The following is a 17,847-nucleotide window of genomic DNA, read 5'->3' as shown; positions in this document are numbered from 1 at the left end:
GTATTACTGATAGCGCACTGTATCGCCAATGTGGGAGGCAGGAATGTTAAGTACTGCATGAAATAACCACATAAACATTGATACAAAATCGCATCGGTTTCCCCCTCTTTTCCTGCCTGATGACTTCCTTTTTGCAATTTCTATTTTTAAATTCCTGATATTTATAGTTTTAATTTCATTATGCATAAACGGCATAGGGATTGCTTTCACCGCTAAAACACCAGCGAAAGGGGAAAGCAATGCGAGAAGCTGTGCCATTCATTCAGCAGCGGTCATCTGTTGGCTATATCCCTTTGCTGACGGCTCTCACTTTTCTGATCCAGTCCAGCGACACCTCCTTGCTCTATTTGTCATTGCCGACAATTGCCCAGGCGTTGCACGTGCCGCTACGTGCGATGGATGGGCTGGTGCTCAGTTACCTGGCCGCTGTGGTGCTCGCGACACCGTGTAGCCCGTGGCTGATGGCCCGTTATGGTGAGAGGAAAGTTTATCTGCTGGCTTTGTGCGTATTTATGCTGGCGGCGCTCGGTTGCTCACGCGCCGCCAGTCTCCCGGCTTTGTGCTTGTGGCGACTGGCGCAAGGAAGCGGCGGGGCATTGATGGTGGCGGCCGCACGGGTACTGCTGCTCAAAACCGTAGCGGAAGATCAGCAGGCGCGGCAACTCAATCGTGTCACCGCTATTGGACTTCTGGGGACGCTATTAGGCCCGGTATGCGGTGGAATTAGTCTGGCGCTGATGCCCTGGCGCGGCCTCTTTTTACTGCCGCTGCCATTGTGCCTGTTGTGTCTGCTCAGTTGCCGGTCTGTCGCCATCGACGGAGCGCCTTCTGAAGCGCCTTTCGATCTTGGCAGTTACCTGCTGAGTGCTCCCGCGTTATTGCTCTGTCTGGGGGTGATTACCCCGGTGGGCCGCGAGCTACTGGCACCGGTCGGTTGGCTGCCAATAACGGTGATGATCGGAGGGCTGACTGCCATCACGTTATGGCGTCTTGCGCAGCGACCGCAAGGCGGGCTGTTCGACAGTGCCCTGCTGGCGCACCGCGACTATCGCATCAGCCTGGCGGGTAACGTACTGGTGCGAATTTGCCTCTCCTCAACGCCGCTGCTGTTGTCAATGTGCATACAGACAACACCGTACGGTGCCACCACCACAGCCGCTTCGCTGGCGCTGCTGTGCTTCGCAGGTGGCGCGCTCAGCGTGCGTCTGTTTCTCAACCGGGCACTGGAACGGTTTGGTTATCGTCGGCTATTAACCCACGGCTGCTTAGTGGGCGCAGCACTACTGGCAGCACTCTCCACACCGGGATTTGACCAGACATTGATGTTTGTCCTGGGCCTGTCCTTTGGCCTGGGCGTGACCAGTTCGGCGATTTACTGCTGTCTGAACACGCTGGCGTTTTCCGCGCTGAATGACGAGAGCTACGGGGCGGGCAACAGCCTGCTGACGCTGGTGCAGTTGCTGTCAATGATGCTGGGCATCGCTATCAGTTTTGCTTTTCTCGCATATCACAACGTTGCCCAACCACAACACGTGTCCGGAGGTTATGGCGCCCTGTTTCGTTTGATGGCGTGCGGCCTGGCGCTGAGCGCCGCGTTGTTTAGCCGACTGGATAAAGCGCAAGGGATCCGCCGTCAGGCCACAGCCCGACGGTGAGTAAGAGAGTTTTGTATCACTGGAATAACGCATAAAGGTAGAAATATGGAACATCAAAACGTACTACAAAAACGGTGGCCCTGCGTGGCGGGTCTTTGGCTGGGACTGTCGCTACTGACCTTTGCCAGCACGGCGTGGGCCGACATCGTCCCGGGGGAATACAGTGCTTCGGCACAGGGTAAAGAGAGCCCGGTTAATGTCACGCTGAGCGTTGACAAAGACGGCAAAATCACACAGCTAACGGTGGACGCCTCCCATGAAACGCCAGAACTGGGCGGCGTGGCAGGAAAAGAGGTCGGCAAAGCCATTCTCGAACAACAGAGCCTGAATGTGGACGGCATGACCGGCGCAACGGAAACCAGCAACGCGGTGAAAAAAGCCGCAGCGGCAGCGCTGACGCAGGCGGGCGCAGATCCGGGTGCCTATAGCCAGGCTAAAGCGAAAGCGGCGGTCGCCGATCAGAGCATCACTACCGATGTGGTGGTGGTGGGCGGCGGCGCATCCGGCACGGCGGCGGCTCTCGCGGCGGCGGAATCCGGCGCGAAAGTGCTGGTGGTAGAAAAAGCGCCCGCCGTCGGCGGCGCAGGTAAAATTGCCAGCGGTTTGTTCGCCGTCGGTTCCTCGCTGGAGCGCCAGAAAAAGCTCACCTTTACAACGGATGAACTCTTCCACCGGCTGGTGGATTACAACCACTATTTAACCAACGGCCCGCTCACCCGCGCGGTGGTGGATAAGTCGGCCTCAACCGTCGACTGGCTGATGAAATACGGTGTGGATCTGTATCTCTCCGACGAAAATACCCAGCAGGCGCATAACGCCGATCCCATCAAGTGGCGCATCTATCACCACTATAAAGACAGCGCCGCCGCCTTCACCAATATGTACAAGCATCTGGAGGAGATGGGCGGGCAACTGATGACGCGTACCACCGGCAAAGCGCTGCTGAAGGATGAGCAGGGCAGAGTTGTTGGCCTGATCGCCGAAACGGCCGATGGCGGCAAACTGACGGTCCATGCGAAAGCGGTCATTGTCGCTACCGGCGGGTACGGCGCGAACATGAAAATGCTGACCAGCAACATGCTGACCAGCAATATCTCATCGCTGGCATGGGCCAATCAGGGAGAAGGCGTGAAAATGGCATGGGAAGCGGGTGCCGCGAAATGGGAAACGCAGTCAGCATTGCTGCATGCCACCAAACTGGTGGGCGTGGATCCGACCAAAGCGACCGGTTTCAACGACAGCTTATTGATCCGCGTGTTGAAAACGCCGCTGCTGTGGCTGGATCGTTCCGGGGAGCGTTTTGTCGACGAGTCGCTGGTGTATGACACTGCGCTGTGGGCAAACTCGGCTTATTCGGTAGGCGGTAACTATTTCATTGTGGTGGACACGCCCACGCTGCAAGCCTTCAGCAAAGGTAAGCTACCGTTTGAAGTCTCCGGTGCGGGCGCACCTAACCCGACCGGCAATGGCGATTTTGTCGCGCTGGTCGAGCAGGGAGTGAAAAATGGCACGATCTATAAAGGCGCAACGCTGGATGAATTAGCCGCCAGTAGCGGCATGCAGGCATCGCGTCTGAAAGCGTCCGTCGAACGCTATAACGCCGCCATCAAAGCCAAAAAAGACAATGAATTTGGCAAAAAACCGTCGTTCCTCGCGTTTAACGTCGCCAGTGGCCCTTATTACGCGCTGGCGTCCGAAGTTGTCAGCCTCAGCTCCACGGGCGGCGTACGGGTGAATGAGCAACTCGAAGCCACCGATCAGAATATGCAGCCCATCCCCGGTCTGTACGTGGTGGGCAACAACGCGGGCGGCTTCTTCGGTTCCCCGGCGTATCCCCCTTATCAGGGGCTGGCGCTGGGCTTTGCCTATAACTCAGGTCGTATCGCTGGCGAACATGCTGCGCAGTTCGTCAAACAACGCTGATTATAAAATACACGGCGCCCGTCATGCGTGCGCCGTGACAGAGATCCTCAGAGACGGAAACCAACGCTGTGGGCGATGGGATTATCGAAATGAGTTTTGATTTTTTTCACCCTCTGGAACAGTCAGAAAAAAATTAAAGAAGCACTCGGACGTTTTCGGTCAACGCTGACCGGTTGTTTGCGTCTCATTGTTGGTAATGAGACAGAATCATGAAAATTACACCCCGCAATATCTGGATAAGAATGTTATTTTCCGGCGCATTACTCAGTGGACTTGTTAGCACCGATGCGCAGGCGGTTGAACCGGATACCAGTGAGCTGCCGCTGTCGGATGCTGGCGCATGGCTGAAAACGCATGGCGTGACGCCGCATATTATGGCCACGCAGTTCTGGCTGGGTAACCCCAGCGCCGGTACCAGCACCAATGAGCAGCAAAGCTATACCATGTTGTTCGCCGGTGCCGATTTTGATTTAGAGAAGATGGGCGCGATTCCCGGCGGCAGCATCCACTTTATGCAGCTATGGGTGCCATTTAGCAGCAACCTGGGCTATGGCAACAGCGCTGGCGGCATGCTGGCGGGCGATCCGCCGCCGTACATTCCCAAAGTCGCGCACCTGCTGCGTTTTAGTTATCAGCAGAAATTCCTCAATGACCGTTTGTCGTTTGAAGTGGGTAAGAGCAACCCGGGGCAGTTTATGGGGTTCAGCAACTGCAACGTGGCGGAAAGTTGTGTCAACACGGTACTGAATAAAACCGCCGTGTTTGGTCCGGCGCCTTACGCCGGTTGGGGAGCTATCGCCAGCTGGCACATAACGAATCAACTGGAATCCAATATCGGCGCGTGGCGTACGTACCATGCCTTCCCGTTCACCAATGGATGGGAACGCTGGGACGACGATTATGACAGCGGCAGCACGTTATGGGTCGCTAATATTGCGCGGCGCGTATCCTGGCAGCAAGAAGCCTGGCCGCTCACCTGGGAAGCGCTGGGTTTCTACAACAATCTCGACTACGACGATGTCTACTACACCGTTAACGGTACCTCGAAAGTGACGGATACCAGCTCGACTGTGCGCAGCCATCATGGCGTGTCCGGCTTCTACCTGACGGCGAAAAAAGCCATCTGGCGGCGCGATGGCGGCGCAGACAGCACGAATCCTGCACCCAGCGCCATCAGCCTGCATGCCAGCGTGACGCAAACGCTGCAATCGGATGCCTACACCGGTATCTCAACGCTTGCCGACACCGGGCTTATCTGGCAGGGGCCGTGGCAAAGCCGCCCGCTGGACAGTTACGGTCTGACCTTTCGCTGGGGGCGTTTCACCGCCAGTGAGCAGCGCTATTTGCAGGATATGTTCAACGCACAAGGCGGCAGCGGCTGGCAGGTTCCGCGCAACGAGTATCAGCTCAGTATTGATGCCGCTTTCGCCATTACTCCGGCGCTGAATGTGAAATTGAGCGGTGCGCGTACCTGGAACAACACCAACTGGCAATACGTCTACAGCAGCGTGAAGCCGGAAAATGGCTACACCTTCTGGCTACAGGCCACGGTTTTTGTGGATAAGTTGCTCGGGCTGTAAATGGACCAGGCGGGGCGATCCCCCGCCTTTTTTTACGCTATTACCATTTGACCGGCATAGAGAATAAAGAAGCGGAACAACAATACGCTGAGCAGCGCCACACAGGCCAGTGCCACGCCAGCGCTACGTGAATGTGCAGGCCGCAGTGTCATCAACAACGGTAACGCAATTCCCAGCCCCACCACGCCAACCCAGAACACCGTGCCCCAGAAGCCGCTTAACGCAGTAAGCGCCGCCGCTGTCTGCGCGCCGCCACCGACATAAAGGCTAAAAAAGAACGCCGTCAGCAACAGTACTTCCAGTAACACGCAGCCAATTTCCCAACGATGCAGCACCGCAATAGCTTCAGGCGCACTGCGGCTTAGCGAGGGGAACAACGACAATACTGCCAGCGCTGAGACCAGCCCGGAATTGAGAAACAGCAGCGGCAACACGCCGTTGTTCAGTAACGGGTAACCTTTTAACGTCGAGAGTAAAAATCCGGTGTAAACGCCCAGCAGCACCGCCAGCAGGCCAAGAATGACGTTATGCCCGCGATAATGCTGCGACAACCACCGCCCCACACGCACCAGCAGGCGTAACAACGCACCCACCGCGCCCTGCGGGTACTGCTGCGCGCGCGCGTTCAGCCACATATAGCCCAGCCGCAGCCACCATAAAGCCAGTGCCAGGAAGAAGAGCTGGAACAGCATCACCCCGAGTGACATCACCGAGTGTGGATTGTAAAACACCATCACGTACCAGAAAGAGAGCGGGTGGGTAAGGTGAAAAACCAGCACCGTTAGCCCCACCGCCACCATCAACGGCGCACCAATAGCGGCGCGCCACGCGAACCAGCGGCGCTGCGCTGGAGGCAACACGCGTTGCAGGCCCAGAGCCACCAGCACCAGGCCAGAGGCAATGCCTAACACAAAAAGATACAGCGCTATCGGCCAGTCCCAGACCAGCGTGTCGAATTGAAAAGGATGCGTTGTCATGATCTCCTCGCTGAGATGTCAGGTACGGTTGGGATTAATTTCGCCCTGCTTGCCAGCCACACGGTAGACATTGGGGCCGGTGCCAAGATAGAGCTTGCTGCGATAGACCACTTTGCTGCGAATAGCCTGCGAAATGGCGCTGTCGGGATCGTTGAGGTTGCCGAAGGTCAGCGCCTTCATCGGGCAGATTTGTACGCAGGCAGGTAGCCGCCCCTGCGCCAGTTCGCTGTCCCGGCAGAAGTTGCATTTGTCGGCGGTCAGACTGACCGGATTGATAAAGCGCACATGGTAAGGGCAGGCCGCCAGACAATAGCGACAACCAATACAGCGCTGGTGATTGACATCAACGATGCCGGTGGCCGGATCTTTGTAGGAGGCCCCCGTCGGGCAGGCGCTCACGCAAGGCGGGTTATCGCAGTGCTGACATGAACGGCGGAAAAACTGCCGGGTGTTACCGTTGTCCCCGGGAGCCGGATTGGGCAAAACCTGCAAGCGGGTCACCCCTTCAGGAACCCGGTTCGCTTTGCGGCAGGCCGCCACGCAGGCCTGACAGCCAATACAGCGGGTCTCGTCATGCAACATCGCGTAGCGCACACCGGTGGCGATATTTTCGCTGGCCAGCAATAAATGCAGGGGAGGATCGGTAAGCAGTAACACAGAGCAGGCGCCGAGGCGTTGAATTAATTTACGTCGTGTATAACTCATGACATTGCCTTTTTTATTGAAATGTTTCGGGTGATGCTGCGAAGACATAGCAATTAGCGCGCCAGAGAGATCTTCTCACCTAACTACCTGATTTTTTTAATTCTTTATCTTTTATCCTTGCCTGCCATGACGGAGAGACGCAGCGGCAATCCATATTGCTATCGCGGTGATGCATTTATGTATCGCTGTGTGGCGTAATTCATCCCGAATTGCCCGCTAACCCACACCGCAGGCCCGGCTTCAGGCTGGCCTGGATCCTGCATTCCGTCTGCCAGACGTTATGGACACAGACGGACACATCATATGAAGCAGGCAATGCTGGCAGGATTGATCGCGTTGATGGTCGGGGCAGGTGCCGCGGCAGCCGCGACAACATGGGAAACGGGCGGTAAAACCATGGGGACCTGGTATCAGGTCAAGGTGGCGTATACGCCTGACCAGGCGCTGGATGGCCTGAAGAATGAGATTGAACAGGGGCTGGCGCAGGACAATACGCTGCTCTCAACCTGGCGGCCCGACAGTACTCTGTCGCGTTTTAATGGTTATGCCGGTACTCAGGCGCAACCGATCCCCGAAGGTATGGCTTTGGTTATACGCACGGCGTTGCAGGTGGCGGAAAAGACCCAGGGGGCGATGGATATCACCGTCGGCCCACTGGTGAACCTGTGGGGGTTTGGGCCGGGCGGCGTACCGACACACACGCCGGATGCCGCCGCCATCGCTGCCGCCCGCCAGCAGGTCGGCTGGCGGCACTTGCATCTGTCCGAACGCGACGGTAAGGCCTGGCTGCAAAAAGATCTGCCGTCGCTCTATGTGGACTTGTCCACGGTTGGCGAAGGCTATGCCGCCGATCGCCTGGCTGCGCTGATGGCGCGTCACGGCATCACGAATTATCTGGTCTCGGTAGGCGGAGCCGTAGTGACACGCGGCAAGTCGGCCTCCGGGCAGCCATGGAAGGTTGCTATCCAGCAACCGACGGATAAGCAGACCCGCATTGAAGCTATCGTTGATTTGCAGGGGCATGGCATCAGTACCGCCGGGAGCTATCGCAATTATTACCAGCGCGACGGGCGTCGCCTGTCGCACATCATCGATCCGGCCAGTGGGCAGCCGATCAGCCACCATCTGGTGTCGGCGACAGTGATCGCCAACACCGCCTTACAGGCCGATGCCTGGGATACCGGGTTAATGGTACTGGGGCCTGAACGCGCGAAAGCGCTGGCGTTACGCGAAGGGCTGGCGGTGTATCTGATTATCGCCAGCGATAACGGGTTCATCTCCTGGCAATCCCCCGCTTTTGCCCGGTATCTGGTTGGCGCCACCGCTCATTAAGTTGCCGCTCAGCGGACAAGCGAGAAGCATGATGAAAATAGAACTGCTGCGTGAGTTTTTATTGCTTTCCGAACGACTTAATTTCACCCGGGCAGCACAAAAGCTGCATATCACTCAGCCGGTTTTAAGTCGGCATATGAAAGAGCTGGAGGAACACGTAGGCGCACCGCTGTTTCTGCGCGATACGCATCAGGTCACACTGACCAGTGCCGGTTACCGGCTGGCCAGCGAAGTACGCAAAATATTGCATCAATACGATGAGAGCATGACCGCCGTGCGGACTTTCACCGGCAACAGCCGACGGCGCTTATCCATTGCCTTTCTGGGCGAAGCAATACGCCAGCCGCTGGTGACGCTGGTGGAGGATTTTCGCCAGCAACAAAATGATGTGGTGGTGGAATGTCGCGATTGCGAACTGGAGGAAGTGCTCTCGCTGCTGGACGCGGGTGAATGCGACGTCGGTTTTTTGATCCGCCCTAACTTTATGCCGCAACGTCCCGGTTTTGGCGCGCTGCCGTTCCAGACGGATGATTTGTGCGTGGCGGTCAATCGCCTGCATCCGCTGGCGCAGCGGGCAACGGTATCGCTACGGGACGCCGCACAATGGCCCATTATCCGTGTTGATCCGCGTGAGTTCTCCCTTTCCGAGCAGTACAGCACCCGTTTTTTAAGCGCGCGCGGTATCGATTTTAATCTCTACAAAGAGTTTCCGAATCTTAAGTCCTGCTGTTTCGATCTGGAGCTGAACCAGCGGGCGGTACTGCTGATGCCGCGCCATCGCGGCTATCTATTGGGCGACAACAGTATGTTGCTGTCGCTGGCCGAGAAGGATTGCTGGTTTAGCCTGGAACTGGTCTGGTCACTGCGCAATCGCAACCCCTGCGTGATGCTTTTTAGCCAGGCGTTCAGCCATTATCTGGCCAGCCGCGCGACGACTGCATAATATTTTCTTTTTTATTATTAAAAAATAATGCGGCTTATTTTATTGCCCTGGTTATGCATAAATAACATAGCCGAAAAAATAAAAAGAATTTCTGCCTGGCAGTATTCACTTATAGGCTGAGAATTAACGAAGATACACCCCTGGAAATATCACCCTATTATTTAAGGAGCACATCATGGTGATTAAAGCGAACTTTGAATCCGATCACGATAAACGTAAAGAAATGTCCCACAAAGAGTTAGGCACGATACCGCATATGCCTTTTGAAGAATATTCAGAACGGCTGAAACACTGCTTCACCATGAAGCGTAAAAACGGCATCCTCGAAGCTCGCCTGCATACCAACGGCGGCAGTCTGCAATGGGGAGCACCCGCGCATCAGGGGCTACATTATTTCTTCGACTGGGCCGGTCGCGACCCGGAAAATGAGGTGATTATCCTTGGCGGCAGCGGCGAAGATTTTATGGCGGGCATCGGGCGTCTGGATGAACAGGGCCGCTGGCAACCCGCCACCGAGTTTGCTTCCGCGCCGTCTGAAGCCTGGAAAATGTATGAATATCAATACTATGACGGCACGAATGATATCGAAGGGCAGGTCTTCGATGTGGAAGTACCGACCATCGGCGTGTGGAACGGCGCGGCATTTCATACCGATCTGGTATTGTTCAGCGACATTACGCTTTGCACCGAAGATGCCTGGACCACCGAAATGCACTATCGCGTCAACATGGTGCCGGGGGATGGCATCCAGATTGCCTGGCGTGAACTGATGGGGCGCAAACGCTACGCCTATGCCGAGTTGACCGGGGAGATCATCACCGCGCGCAAAGCGCTGGCGCTGGGCATGGTCAATGAAATCTGCGATGACACCGAGTCCTGCTATAACCGCGCATGGGAAATCGCCGAGCTGATTATGCGTACCGGTACCCGCGTGACGCGACGTATCACCACGCAGCAACTGCGTAAAGCGTGGAAAGAAGATATTGCCAACGAATTACGCAACTCTTTTGCTACCGAAATGTATGTGACCGCCACTGAACACTCTCCGCATGAAATTAATTACTGGAACTGGGCGCATGAAGAAGCCGAATTAGTTAAAGCGGCGGAGAAAAAAGGCAAAGTTGTCCGGCCGCGTATTGGCGGAGGGAATGAAGAGCTGGAAATTAAATAACGTAACGCACTTTTAATTATCTTTTTGTTTTTAGCTGCATGTGACGCGTCGCCATAATGGCGCGCGTCGTAATAAATAGCTTATGTCATTTAATGGCATGGCAATAAAGGATATAGCGAACGGAGGCTGGTCCATGAATACCGCAGACGACGTTATTATTTCCGCCGCCCTGACCGGCGCAGTAACGCCAAAAGATATTAATGAACATATTCCACTGACGCCGCAGGAAATAGCAGACGATGCTTATCGATGCTGGCAGGCGGGTGCGGCAGTCGTACACCTGCATATGCGTGACGAAAACGGTCTGGGTACCATGTCCCGCGAGCGGTTTGCCGAAACGCTGCGTCTGCTGCGTGCTCACCGCGATTGCGACGTGATCATCAATTGCACTACCTCTGGCGACAGCCTGGCCAGCGATGCACAGCGCATGGCGCATGTTTCTACGCTGGACGATATTGAGATGGCCTCCTGGGACGCGGGTTCGTTTAACTGGATGCCCGCTGGCGTATTCGTCAATTCCCCGGCTTTTCTCGGCCAGTTAGGCGAGATCCTGACCGCTCGCGGTATCAAGCCCGAAATCGAAATTTTCGACAGCGGCATGCTGGGTATTGCCGACTATTTCGTCGAACAAGGCAAACTGCGCGCACCGTTGCATTATCAGTTCTGTCTCGGCATCCCCGGCGGCATGCCCGCCACCGTAGAGAACCTGGTTTACATCACGCAGAAGCTGCCTGCCGGCTCCACCTGGTCTGCCTTCGGCGTGGGAAAACACCATCTGCCCATCATGTTCGCCTCGCTGGCGCTAAACGGCCATATCCGTGTGGGGCTGGAGGATAACGTTTATTTCAGCCGGGGCGTGAAAGCAACGAACAGCCAGTTGGTCGAACGGGCAGCGCAGGCGGTGAAACTGTTTGGTAAACGGGTCGCCACGCCAGCCGTCGCCCGGAAAATATTGGGCCTGCCGCAACCGGGAGGCACACGATGAAAGAAGCAGTGATTGTCTCCGCGGCCCGCACGCCCATTGGTCGCTGTCGTGGCGCACTGGCCAGCGTACCGGCGCATCAGTTGGGCGCGCTGGCAGTAAAAGAAGCCGTGCGGCGTGCCGGTATCGAACCAGAGCGCATTGACGATGTCATCTTCGCCAATCTGATGAACCATGAAATCAACAATATGGGACGCATGGTGGCGCTGGAAGCCGGGTTACCCACTTCCGTGCCGGGCATCACGCTCGACAGACAGTGCGCCGCTTCGCTCAATGCGCTGGCGTACGGGGCGATCCAGGTGATGGCAGGATTTGCCGACACGATCGTCGCCGGGGGCGTTGAGAGTGACTCGCGCCGCACCTGGACGCTGGAAAAAACCGACACCGCGTGGTCGGTGCAGCCACCGCGCTTTGCGCACATTCACACCGCGCCGGATGAGGTGGGTAACCCGCCAATGGGCATCACCGCCGAGAATATTGCCACACGCTACAACTTCAGCCGTCGACAACTGGATGACTTTGCGCTGCGCAGCCATCGTCTTGCCAACGCGGCCTGGCAGGCCGGGCGCTTTGCTCAACAGATTGTGCCGGTGCCGTTGCCGGAACGTAAAGGGCAACCCAGCCAGTTGGCTCATGACGAATCTGTACGCCCGGATTGTTCAGCCGACGGGCTGGCGGCGCTGCGTCCCAGCTTTCTCCCCGATGGTCTGGTCACCGCTGGAAACAGTTCACCGATGAGCGACGGAGCCGGTGCGCTGGTGATCATGGAGCGCTCGCTGGCTCAGCGCCGTGGGCTTAAGCCGCTGGCCGTATTCCGTGGTTACGCGGTGGCCGGGGTCGATCCCAACTATATGGGCATGGGACCGGTACCGGCCTGTGCCAAATTGCTGCGTCAGACCGGGCTGCGTGTCGAGGATATCGCGCTGTGGGAATTGAACGAAGCGTTCGCTGCCCAGTCGCTGGCCTGCATTCAGGAAATCGGCATGGAACTGAACCGGGTTAACCCCAACGGCGGCGCCATTGCGCTCGGCCATCCGTTAGCCGGTAGCGGGGCGATCCTTGCCACGAAAGCGGTGTATGACATGCAGCAGCGCCAGTTAGATAACGCCGTCATCACCTTCTGCGTTGGCGGCGGCCAGGGCGTGGCGGTCCTGCTGACGAGGGAGTAAACGATGAACAAATTCGCGTTACCCGAAGAGATCATCGCGCTGTTTCACGATGGGCAGACGCTGATGTGCGGCGGGTTCGCCAACCATGGCGTACCTAACCGGTTAATTGACTGCGTGATTGCCAGCGGCGCACGTCATCTGACGCTGATTTCGAATGACAGCGGCGATGCCGATCTGACAATTGGCCGCCTGATCCACCACGGCCTGGTAGATAAGTTGATCGCCTCGCACATTGGACGCAATACCGAAACCGTCGCGCTGGTTGCCGAAGCCAAAATCGAGCTGGAGCTGGTGCCGCAGGGTAGCCTGGCGGAACGGATGCGCTGCGGTGGAGCAGGGCTGGGCGGCGTGCTGACGCGTACGGGGCTTGGCACGCTGGTCGACAAAGACAAGCCGCACATGGTGGTGAATGGCGAAGAGTGGCTGCTGGAAACGCCGCTGCGCGCCGACATTGGGCTGGTGCGTGCGCGCACTGCCGATCCGCTGGGCAATCTGACCTATCGCGGCACGATGCGCAATTTTAACCCGCTGGTGGCGAAAGCCACCCGCCTGACGCTGGTGGACGCCGACCGGCTGGTGGATGTCGACGAGTTAGCGCTCGACAGCATTGTCACGCCGGGCGTTTACGTCGACAAAATCCTGGTCCGGCAAGGAGAACTGCGATGAATGCTCGCGAACGTATTGCCCGCCGCGCTGCGGGTTATTTTTCCGACGGCGATGTCATCAACCTGGGGATTGGCATTCCCAGTTTGTGTAGCGATTACGCTCCGCCAGGGGTGATGTTCCATACCGAGAACGGTTTAGTCGGCATGGGGCCACTGGTGGAGGGCGTGCTGGCGGTTGAGGGGTTTTCCAATGCTACGGCGCTACGTTTTGCTCCCGTCCCCGGAGCCAGTGCATTCGACAGTGCGGAATCCTTCGCGCTGGTGCGCAGCGGCAAGCTGGCGGCGACAGTTTTAGGCGGTTTGCAAGTTGCTGAGAATGGCGACCTCGCCAACTGGGCTCAGCCTGGCCGTATTTTCGGCATGGGGGGCGCAATGGATCTGGTAAGCGGCGCCCGCAAGGTGATTGTCACCATGGAGCTGTGCACCAAAGACGGCAAACCGAAAGTGGTGAATACCTGTAGCTACCCGCTGACCGGCCAGCGTTGCGTCGATCATATCGTCACCGAGCAGTGCGTCATTGATGTCACCCCCGATGGGCTGGTGCTTGCCGAACTGCTGGACGGACTGACGCCGCAGGATATTCAACGCCAGGTTGAACCCACCCTGATTGTCCTTGCGCCACCGAAATTGATGCCGGCCTGAGTGGTCGGTGTTTTCTCTGTTCTGCCGCAGTTTCTTCCGGAGATGTCACATTATGATCGAACAGCAAAGTTCCCCACTGCTGAACAACCACGCTGATGTCGCCGCAGAAAAACGCGGCAGGCACCACTTCGGCGCGCAGGGCTGGAACGTCATTATCTTTCAGGGACTCCTGTTCTGGATTGCCGCAGGCACGGTAACCCATGGACTGAATGTCGTATTACCCACGCTCTCCGGACTCTACGGTCTGGATTACAGCACGTTGCTGGCGCTGGCGACGCCCGCTTCATGGGCCTCCATTTTTGCCAGTCCGGCTTGTGCGTGGCTGTGCGAAAAGCGGGGCGTCAAATTCAACATTATTGTCTGTTTAATTGGCTGCGCCCTCTGTTTCGGTGCCCTGGGTTACAGCTCCTCATTTCTCAGTTTTGTACTGCTGTTCGGCGCAGTGAGTTTTTTCGGCACCGGCTTTGCGTATGTCGGCGGAACCGCGCTGATAGCCAACTGGTTTGTACGTAAGCAAGGCCTGGCGCTGGGCTGGTGCGCGATTGGTCAGACGCTGTCGAGTGCCTTTTATGTCCCCGCGCTGGCGGCGCTGTTCGTCTGGCTGGGGGTGCGTTACGGCTTTTGGGGTATCTCGGCGATGATGCTGATCATGGCCGTCTGGGCAGGGGTGTTTATCGCCAATAAACCGGAAGATGTGGGACTGACACCGGACAACGAACCATTGAATGCAGGAACGCACAAGCCCCGTGGTTACGTGAGCGATATTAGCATCCGCCAACTGTTGAGAATGCGCGACGTATGGCTGATCGGCATCGCCACTGGCGGCATCTATATCATGCTGGTCGGCGTCGTTGGTCAGTTTGTCCCCAGGATCATGGCGATGGGGTATCCGCAAAGCACCGCCATTTTTTATATGACGGTAGCGGCATTGATTGGCGCGCCGGGCGCTTATGGCTGGGGTTGGCTCAATCACCGGCTGGGCGTTAAGCGTACCATTCTGCTGTATACCCTGTGCTGGGTCGTTGCCATCATCGTCAACATGTTCGCACAGCAGGGCTTTATGTTGTGGCTGTCGCTACTGATGATCGGTTTATGCATGCCCGGTGCGACCAATCTCAGTACTGCGCTGATTGCCGCCAAGTTTCCTCGTCAACATTACATTCGCGCCATCGCCATCGTGATGCCGATCCAGTCGGTAGTGCGTTGCTGCGCCTTCCTGATTCTCTCTTTCGGCCTCTCCTGGCTCGGCGGCTATACCGGCGCGTATCAACTCTTAGTGGCAGTGGGGGGCATCACGTTGGCTTTGCTGTGGTGTACCAACATCTCGCCGATGGATAAGGAGAAGGAAATTGAACACTGAAATCGTGATTGTCAGTGCAGTACGAACCGCGATAGGTAAATTTGGCGGTGGCCTGAGTACGGTCGCGGCCCCCACGCTCGGCGCACAAATTATGACGGCGGTGCTGCAACGCGCGAATGTCGATCCGGCGCTGATCGAGCAGGTGATTTTCGGCAACGTGTTGCAAGCCGGGCTGGGCCAGAATCCGGCGCGCCAGGCCATGCTTGAAGCCGGGTTGCCGCAGGAAACTTCCGCGACCAGCATCAATATGGTCTGCGGTTCCGGCTTACAGAGCCTTATTTTTGCCGCCGAAACCATTGCCGCCGGTGGGGCAGAGGTGGTGCTGGCAGGCGGTATGGAAAATATGTCGGCAGCACCCTATTTGCTGGATAACGCGCGCTGGGGTTACCGCATGGGCGATCAGCGCGTGGTTGACAGCGTGGTCAATGATGGCCTCTCTTGCGCCATCAATCATTACCATATGGGGATAACGGCGGAAAACGTCGCGCGCCAGTGCGGCATCAGTCGCCAACACCAGGATCAGCTGGCGCTGCTCTCCCAGCAACGCGCCGTGGCCGCAATTGATAACGGGGCATTTCGCCAGGAGATTGTCCCGATAACCGTGCCCGGCAAAAGAGGGGAGGTGATTTTCGCCGTCGATGAGCATCCACGCCGCGGAGTAACTATGGAGGATCTGGCGCGACTGGCGCCAGCTTTTGCCCCTAATGGAACGGTGACGGCGGGCAACTCTTCTGGCATTAACGATGGCGCGGCAGCGTTACTGTTAATGAGCGGCAAGCGGGCGCGGGCACTGGGTATAAAACCGCTGGCTCGCCTGCGTGGCTATGCGGCATGCGGTGTCGATCCGGCGCTGATGGGGCTGGGGCCGGTACCGGCAACCCGGCAGGCGCTGCAACGGGCGGGGCTGACGGTCGCTGACCTCGATCTGATCGAGGCCAATGAAGCCTTTGCCGCGCAATGTGTCGCTGTCGGTCGGGAACTGGATCTGGACTGGGAACGTACCAATGTAAACGGCGGCGCTATAGCCCTCGGTCACCCGATTGGCGCTTCAGGCGCGCGTATTCTGGTTACGTTACTGCACGCGCTAAAAGCCAGAGATAGCACGCTGGGGCTGGCCACGCTGTGCGTTGGCGGTGGGCAAGGTGTCGCGATGATCGTTGAGCGTTGTTGAGGCTCAGTCGCTGCCAGACGGGAGGTCATTCGGTGTCATTGGGCAGCCTTCGCAGAAACGGCAACGCAAAACAGGCTGCCTGAATAAGCGCGACTTTTATCCTGGATTTTGTCTGGAGCCAGCCTGGACGCTATTCTGAGCTGATGCCTGGATATTACTGATAAATGCAGAAAAGCAAAAAACCCGCTTTTTAGCGGGCTTTTTGCTTTTCTGCTTTCCGATGTTGTCAGCGGCGGACGCTGGCTGAGCGCCGGGGCTTGAGCAGTTTATTTTCACTTATCCGCGCCCACTGGCTGAACAGCGTGTACAAACCGCAGGCCGAGACAAAGGTTGCCACCGCCGAGAACGAGGCCAGTGACGCAGGCCCCTGCATCAGCACAATCCCCAGCGCCACGCTGATAAACCACGCGCCCACGCCTGGCGGATTAATTGCCACATGCTCATGGTCGTGCGGTACATTGTGGGCAATCCCGGCCAGCGCCACGCCTACCCATGCCACTACAAATACCCCCTGGTAAGCCAGCGCCTGCAATAGCCAGGCGAACACATCCGCCAGCATCAGAATGTACACCACCACACCGACCACACAGGCCCAGACCAGTTTCGGTAATTTGAGGTTAAACAAGCTGTGGAAGAAGACCTGCATATTGACGGTAGCCAGGTAATAGTTGGCAGTGTTGATCCGTGTCTGTGTCACCCAGACAAACCCCAGCCCGGCAATGCCCAGCAGATTTAATATCGCCACTACAACGGCGGTTTCACTGAGCGCCCCACTGTCGTGCAGACTGCTGGCGAGGTAAATTCCCGCTACGCCATTCAGGAAAAAGGTGACCAGATAAAATGGCATACCAAAGTTAAAGCGTGCGTGATACTGGCTGTCTTCCTCACGGCCAAAGCGGGCGTAGTCGAAGGTGTACATCATCAGAACCCACACGCCCATGTAATAGGTGAAGCAGTTCCACCAGCCCCACACTGAAGGGTTGGCCGGGCCATACTCAAGCCAGTTTGCCTGGTAGCCGTAATGCATCACAGAAACAACGATCGTCGCCAGCAACCCCACCAGGTAAAACGGCAGCAGTACACCGTTGAATTTATCCAGCCAGTGCTGAACGCTACCGAAAATAAGCGGCACGCTGTATATCACCACCAGTGCCGCCGCTGCCCAGTAGACCATACCCGGGAACAAGTGGTTGAGGGCGAAGGCGATCACCGAGCCTTCGAACACGGCGTAATAAATCGCCGTGGAGAAGAAGATCAGCGTCGCCAGCGATGCCCCCATCCGCCCGAACAGGCGGCGTGAGAACTGGGCGACAGACAAGCCGCTGCGAATGGCAAAACGACTGATCACGCCATTAATCAAACCATAGGAAATAACGGATAACGCCATACCGATAATGGCGTTAATCGCCCCGTAGGCCAGCGCCAAAGACGCGCCAACCACAATGTAAAACACGGCGCTGCACACCGCCCACCACGCCATGGTCAGGGAGAATTTCCCCATGCGCGCCGGCTCCGGCAGCGCTGACTGACCAACATTTTCCGCCGAGCGGGATTGTGGAGCTGAAGCCATAG

General features: G+C 57.1%; 15 protein-coding genes. 12 read left to right on the top strand and 3 right to left on the bottom strand.

Annotated features, from left to right (window positions below; all coding sequences use genetic code 11):
- The first annotated feature begins 239 nt into the window (after positions 1-239).
- The 3 genes from C0557_RS15710 to C0557_RS15700 all read left to right on the top strand — a co-directional run bounded on the left by C0557_RS15710 (position 240) and on the right by C0557_RS15700 (position 5,158).
- Positions 240-1,655 (top strand): MFS transporter, encoded by a 1,416-nt coding sequence (locus tag C0557_RS15710; RefSeq protein ID WP_208659348.1) that lies wholly within the window; start codon positions 240-242, stop codon positions 1,653-1,655.
- Positions 1,656-1,700: 45 nt separating this feature from the next.
- Positions 1,701-3,578: an FAD-dependent oxidoreductase gene (locus C0557_RS15705; RefSeq protein WP_208659347.1), complete on the top strand. Its 1,878-nt coding sequence runs from the start codon at positions 1,701-1,703 to the stop codon at positions 3,576-3,578.
- 209 nt (positions 3,579-3,787) lie between these two features.
- Positions 3,788-5,158, top strand: a complete 1,371-nt coding sequence (locus C0557_RS15700; protein WP_253073729.1) for a carbohydrate porin — start codon at positions 3,788-3,790, stop codon at positions 5,156-5,158.
- Positions 5,159-5,190: 32 nt separating this feature from the next.
- On the opposite strand, the gene nrfD is transcribed toward C0557_RS15700, so the two are convergent.
- Together nrfD and C0557_RS15690 are read right to left on the bottom strand one after the other, a co-directional pair.
- Positions 5,191-6,135 carry an NrfD/PsrC family molybdoenzyme membrane anchor subunit gene (nrfD, locus tag C0557_RS15695; protein WP_208659345.1) on the bottom strand — a complete coding sequence of 315 codons (945 nt, stop codon included), beginning with the start codon at positions 6,133-6,135 and terminating at the stop codon, positions 5,191-5,193.
- Between the two features lie 18 nt (positions 6,136-6,153).
- A complete protein-coding gene (locus C0557_RS15690) occupies positions 6,154-6,840 on the bottom strand; it encodes a 4Fe-4S dicluster domain-containing protein (RefSeq protein WP_074779758.1) in 687 nt (228 codons plus the stop codon).
- 303 nt (positions 6,841-7,143) lie between these two features.
- Between C0557_RS15690 and C0557_RS15685 the strand changes: the two genes are divergently transcribed.
- From C0557_RS15685 to C0557_RS15645, 9 genes are all read left to right on the top strand, one after another.
- A complete protein-coding gene (locus tag C0557_RS15685; RefSeq protein WP_208659342.1) occupies positions 7,144-8,172 on the top strand; it encodes an FAD:protein FMN transferase in 1,029 nt (342 codons plus the stop codon).
- 28 nt (positions 8,173-8,200) lie between these two features.
- A complete protein-coding gene (locus C0557_RS15680) occupies positions 8,201-9,115 on the top strand; it encodes a LysR family transcriptional regulator (protein ID WP_253073728.1) in 915 nt (304 codons plus the stop codon).
- A 175-nt stretch (positions 9,116-9,290) separates the two neighbouring features.
- Positions 9,291-10,286, top strand: a complete 996-nt coding sequence (locus C0557_RS15675) for an enoyl-CoA hydratase/isomerase family protein (protein WP_208659338.1) — start codon at positions 9,291-9,293, stop codon at positions 10,284-10,286.
- Positions 10,287-10,419: 133 nt separating this feature from the next.
- Positions 10,420-11,271 (top strand): 3-keto-5-aminohexanoate cleavage protein, encoded by an 852-nt coding sequence (locus C0557_RS15670; RefSeq protein WP_208659336.1) that lies wholly within the window; start codon positions 10,420-10,422, stop codon positions 11,269-11,271.
- Entirely contained in the window at positions 11,268-12,437 is a 1,170-nt protein-coding gene (locus tag C0557_RS15665; protein ID WP_208659332.1) for a thiolase family protein, read from the top strand. The genes C0557_RS15670 and C0557_RS15665 overlap by 4 nt, the downstream gene beginning before the upstream one ends.
- Positions 12,438-12,440: 3 nt before the next feature.
- Positions 12,441-13,103 carry a CoA transferase subunit A gene (locus C0557_RS15660; RefSeq protein ID WP_208659328.1) on the top strand — a complete coding sequence of 221 codons (663 nt, stop codon included), beginning with the start codon at positions 12,441-12,443 and terminating at the stop codon, positions 13,101-13,103.
- Positions 13,100-13,744, top strand: a complete 645-nt coding sequence (locus C0557_RS15655) for a 3-oxoacid CoA-transferase subunit B (protein ID WP_074779699.1) — start codon at positions 13,100-13,102, stop codon at positions 13,742-13,744. The genes C0557_RS15660 and C0557_RS15655 overlap by 4 nt, the downstream gene beginning before the upstream one ends.
- 52 nt (positions 13,745-13,796) lie before the next feature.
- Positions 13,797-15,104 carry a nitrate/nitrite transporter gene (locus C0557_RS15650; RefSeq protein ID WP_208659323.1) on the top strand — a complete coding sequence of 436 codons (1,308 nt, stop codon included), beginning with the start codon at positions 13,797-13,799 and terminating at the stop codon, positions 15,102-15,104.
- The gene (locus C0557_RS15645) at positions 15,094-16,275 is read left to right on the top strand and encodes an acetyl-CoA C-acetyltransferase (RefSeq protein ID WP_208659319.1); all 1,182 of its coding nucleotides are present in this window, start codon (positions 15,094-15,096) and stop codon (positions 16,273-16,275) included. The genes C0557_RS15650 and C0557_RS15645 overlap by 11 nt, the downstream gene beginning before the upstream one ends.
- A 226-nt stretch (positions 16,276-16,501) precedes the next feature.
- Here C0557_RS15645 and C0557_RS15640 read toward each other — a convergent pair whose 3' ends face one another.
- Positions 16,502-17,845: a cytosine permease gene (locus tag C0557_RS15640; protein ID WP_208659317.1), complete on the bottom strand. Its 1,344-nt coding sequence runs from the start codon at positions 17,843-17,845 to the stop codon at positions 16,502-16,504.
- Between the last annotated feature and the right edge of the window lie 2 nt (positions 17,846-17,847).

Source organism: Kosakonia sp. MUSA4 (assembly GCF_013085925.1).
GTDB lineage: Bacteria > Pseudomonadota > Gammaproteobacteria > Enterobacterales > Enterobacteriaceae > Kosakonia > Kosakonia sacchari_B.
This window is presented reverse-complemented; position numbering and strand designations above follow the sequence as displayed.

What these genes read in the sequence shown, in the direction of transcription:
- C0557_RS15670 (WP_208659336.1), top strand. Translation starts at nt 10,420, where the DNA reads ATGAATACCGCAGACGACGTTATTATTTCCGCCGCCCTGACCGGCGCA.
- C0557_RS15675 (WP_208659338.1), top strand. Translation starts at nt 9,291, where the DNA reads ATGGTGATTAAAGCGAACTTTGAATCCGATCACGATAAACGTAAAGAA.
- C0557_RS15690 (WP_074779758.1), bottom strand. Translation starts at nt 6,840, where the DNA reads ATGAGTTATACACGACGTAAATTAATTCAACGCCTCGGCGCCTGCTCT.
- C0557_RS15685 (WP_208659342.1), top strand. Translation starts at nt 7,144, where the DNA reads ATGAAGCAGGCAATGCTGGCAGGATTGATCGCGTTGATGGTCGGGGCA.
- C0557_RS15705 (WP_208659347.1), top strand. Translation starts at nt 1,701, where the DNA reads ATGGAACATCAAAACGTACTACAAAAACGGTGGCCCTGCGTGGCGGGT.
- C0557_RS15660 (WP_208659328.1), top strand. Translation starts at nt 12,441, where the DNA reads ATGAACAAATTCGCGTTACCCGAAGAGATCATCGCGCTGTTTCACGAT.
- C0557_RS15655 (WP_074779699.1), top strand. Translation starts at nt 13,100, where the DNA reads ATGAATGCTCGCGAACGTATTGCCCGCCGCGCTGCGGGTTATTTTTCC.
- C0557_RS15640 (WP_208659317.1), bottom strand. Translation starts at nt 17,845, where the DNA reads ATGGCTTCAGCTCCACAATCCCGCTCGGCGGAAAATGTTGGTCAGTCA.
- C0557_RS15700 (WP_253073729.1), top strand. Translation starts at nt 3,788, where the DNA reads ATGAAAATTACACCCCGCAATATCTGGATAAGAATGTTATTTTCCGGC.
- C0557_RS15665 (WP_208659332.1), top strand. Translation starts at nt 11,268, where the DNA reads ATGAAAGAAGCAGTGATTGTCTCCGCGGCCCGCACGCCCATTGGTCGC.
- C0557_RS15650 (WP_208659323.1), top strand. Translation starts at nt 13,797, where the DNA reads ATGATCGAACAGCAAAGTTCCCCACTGCTGAACAACCACGCTGATGTC.
- C0557_RS15680 (WP_253073728.1), top strand. Translation starts at nt 8,201, where the DNA reads ATGATGAAAATAGAACTGCTGCGTGAGTTTTTATTGCTTTCCGAACGA.
- C0557_RS15710 (WP_208659348.1), top strand. Translation starts at nt 240, where the DNA reads ATGCGAGAAGCTGTGCCATTCATTCAGCAGCGGTCATCTGTTGGCTAT.
- nrfD (WP_208659345.1), bottom strand. Translation starts at nt 6,135, where the DNA reads ATGACAACGCATCCTTTTCAATTCGACACGCTGGTCTGGGACTGGCCG.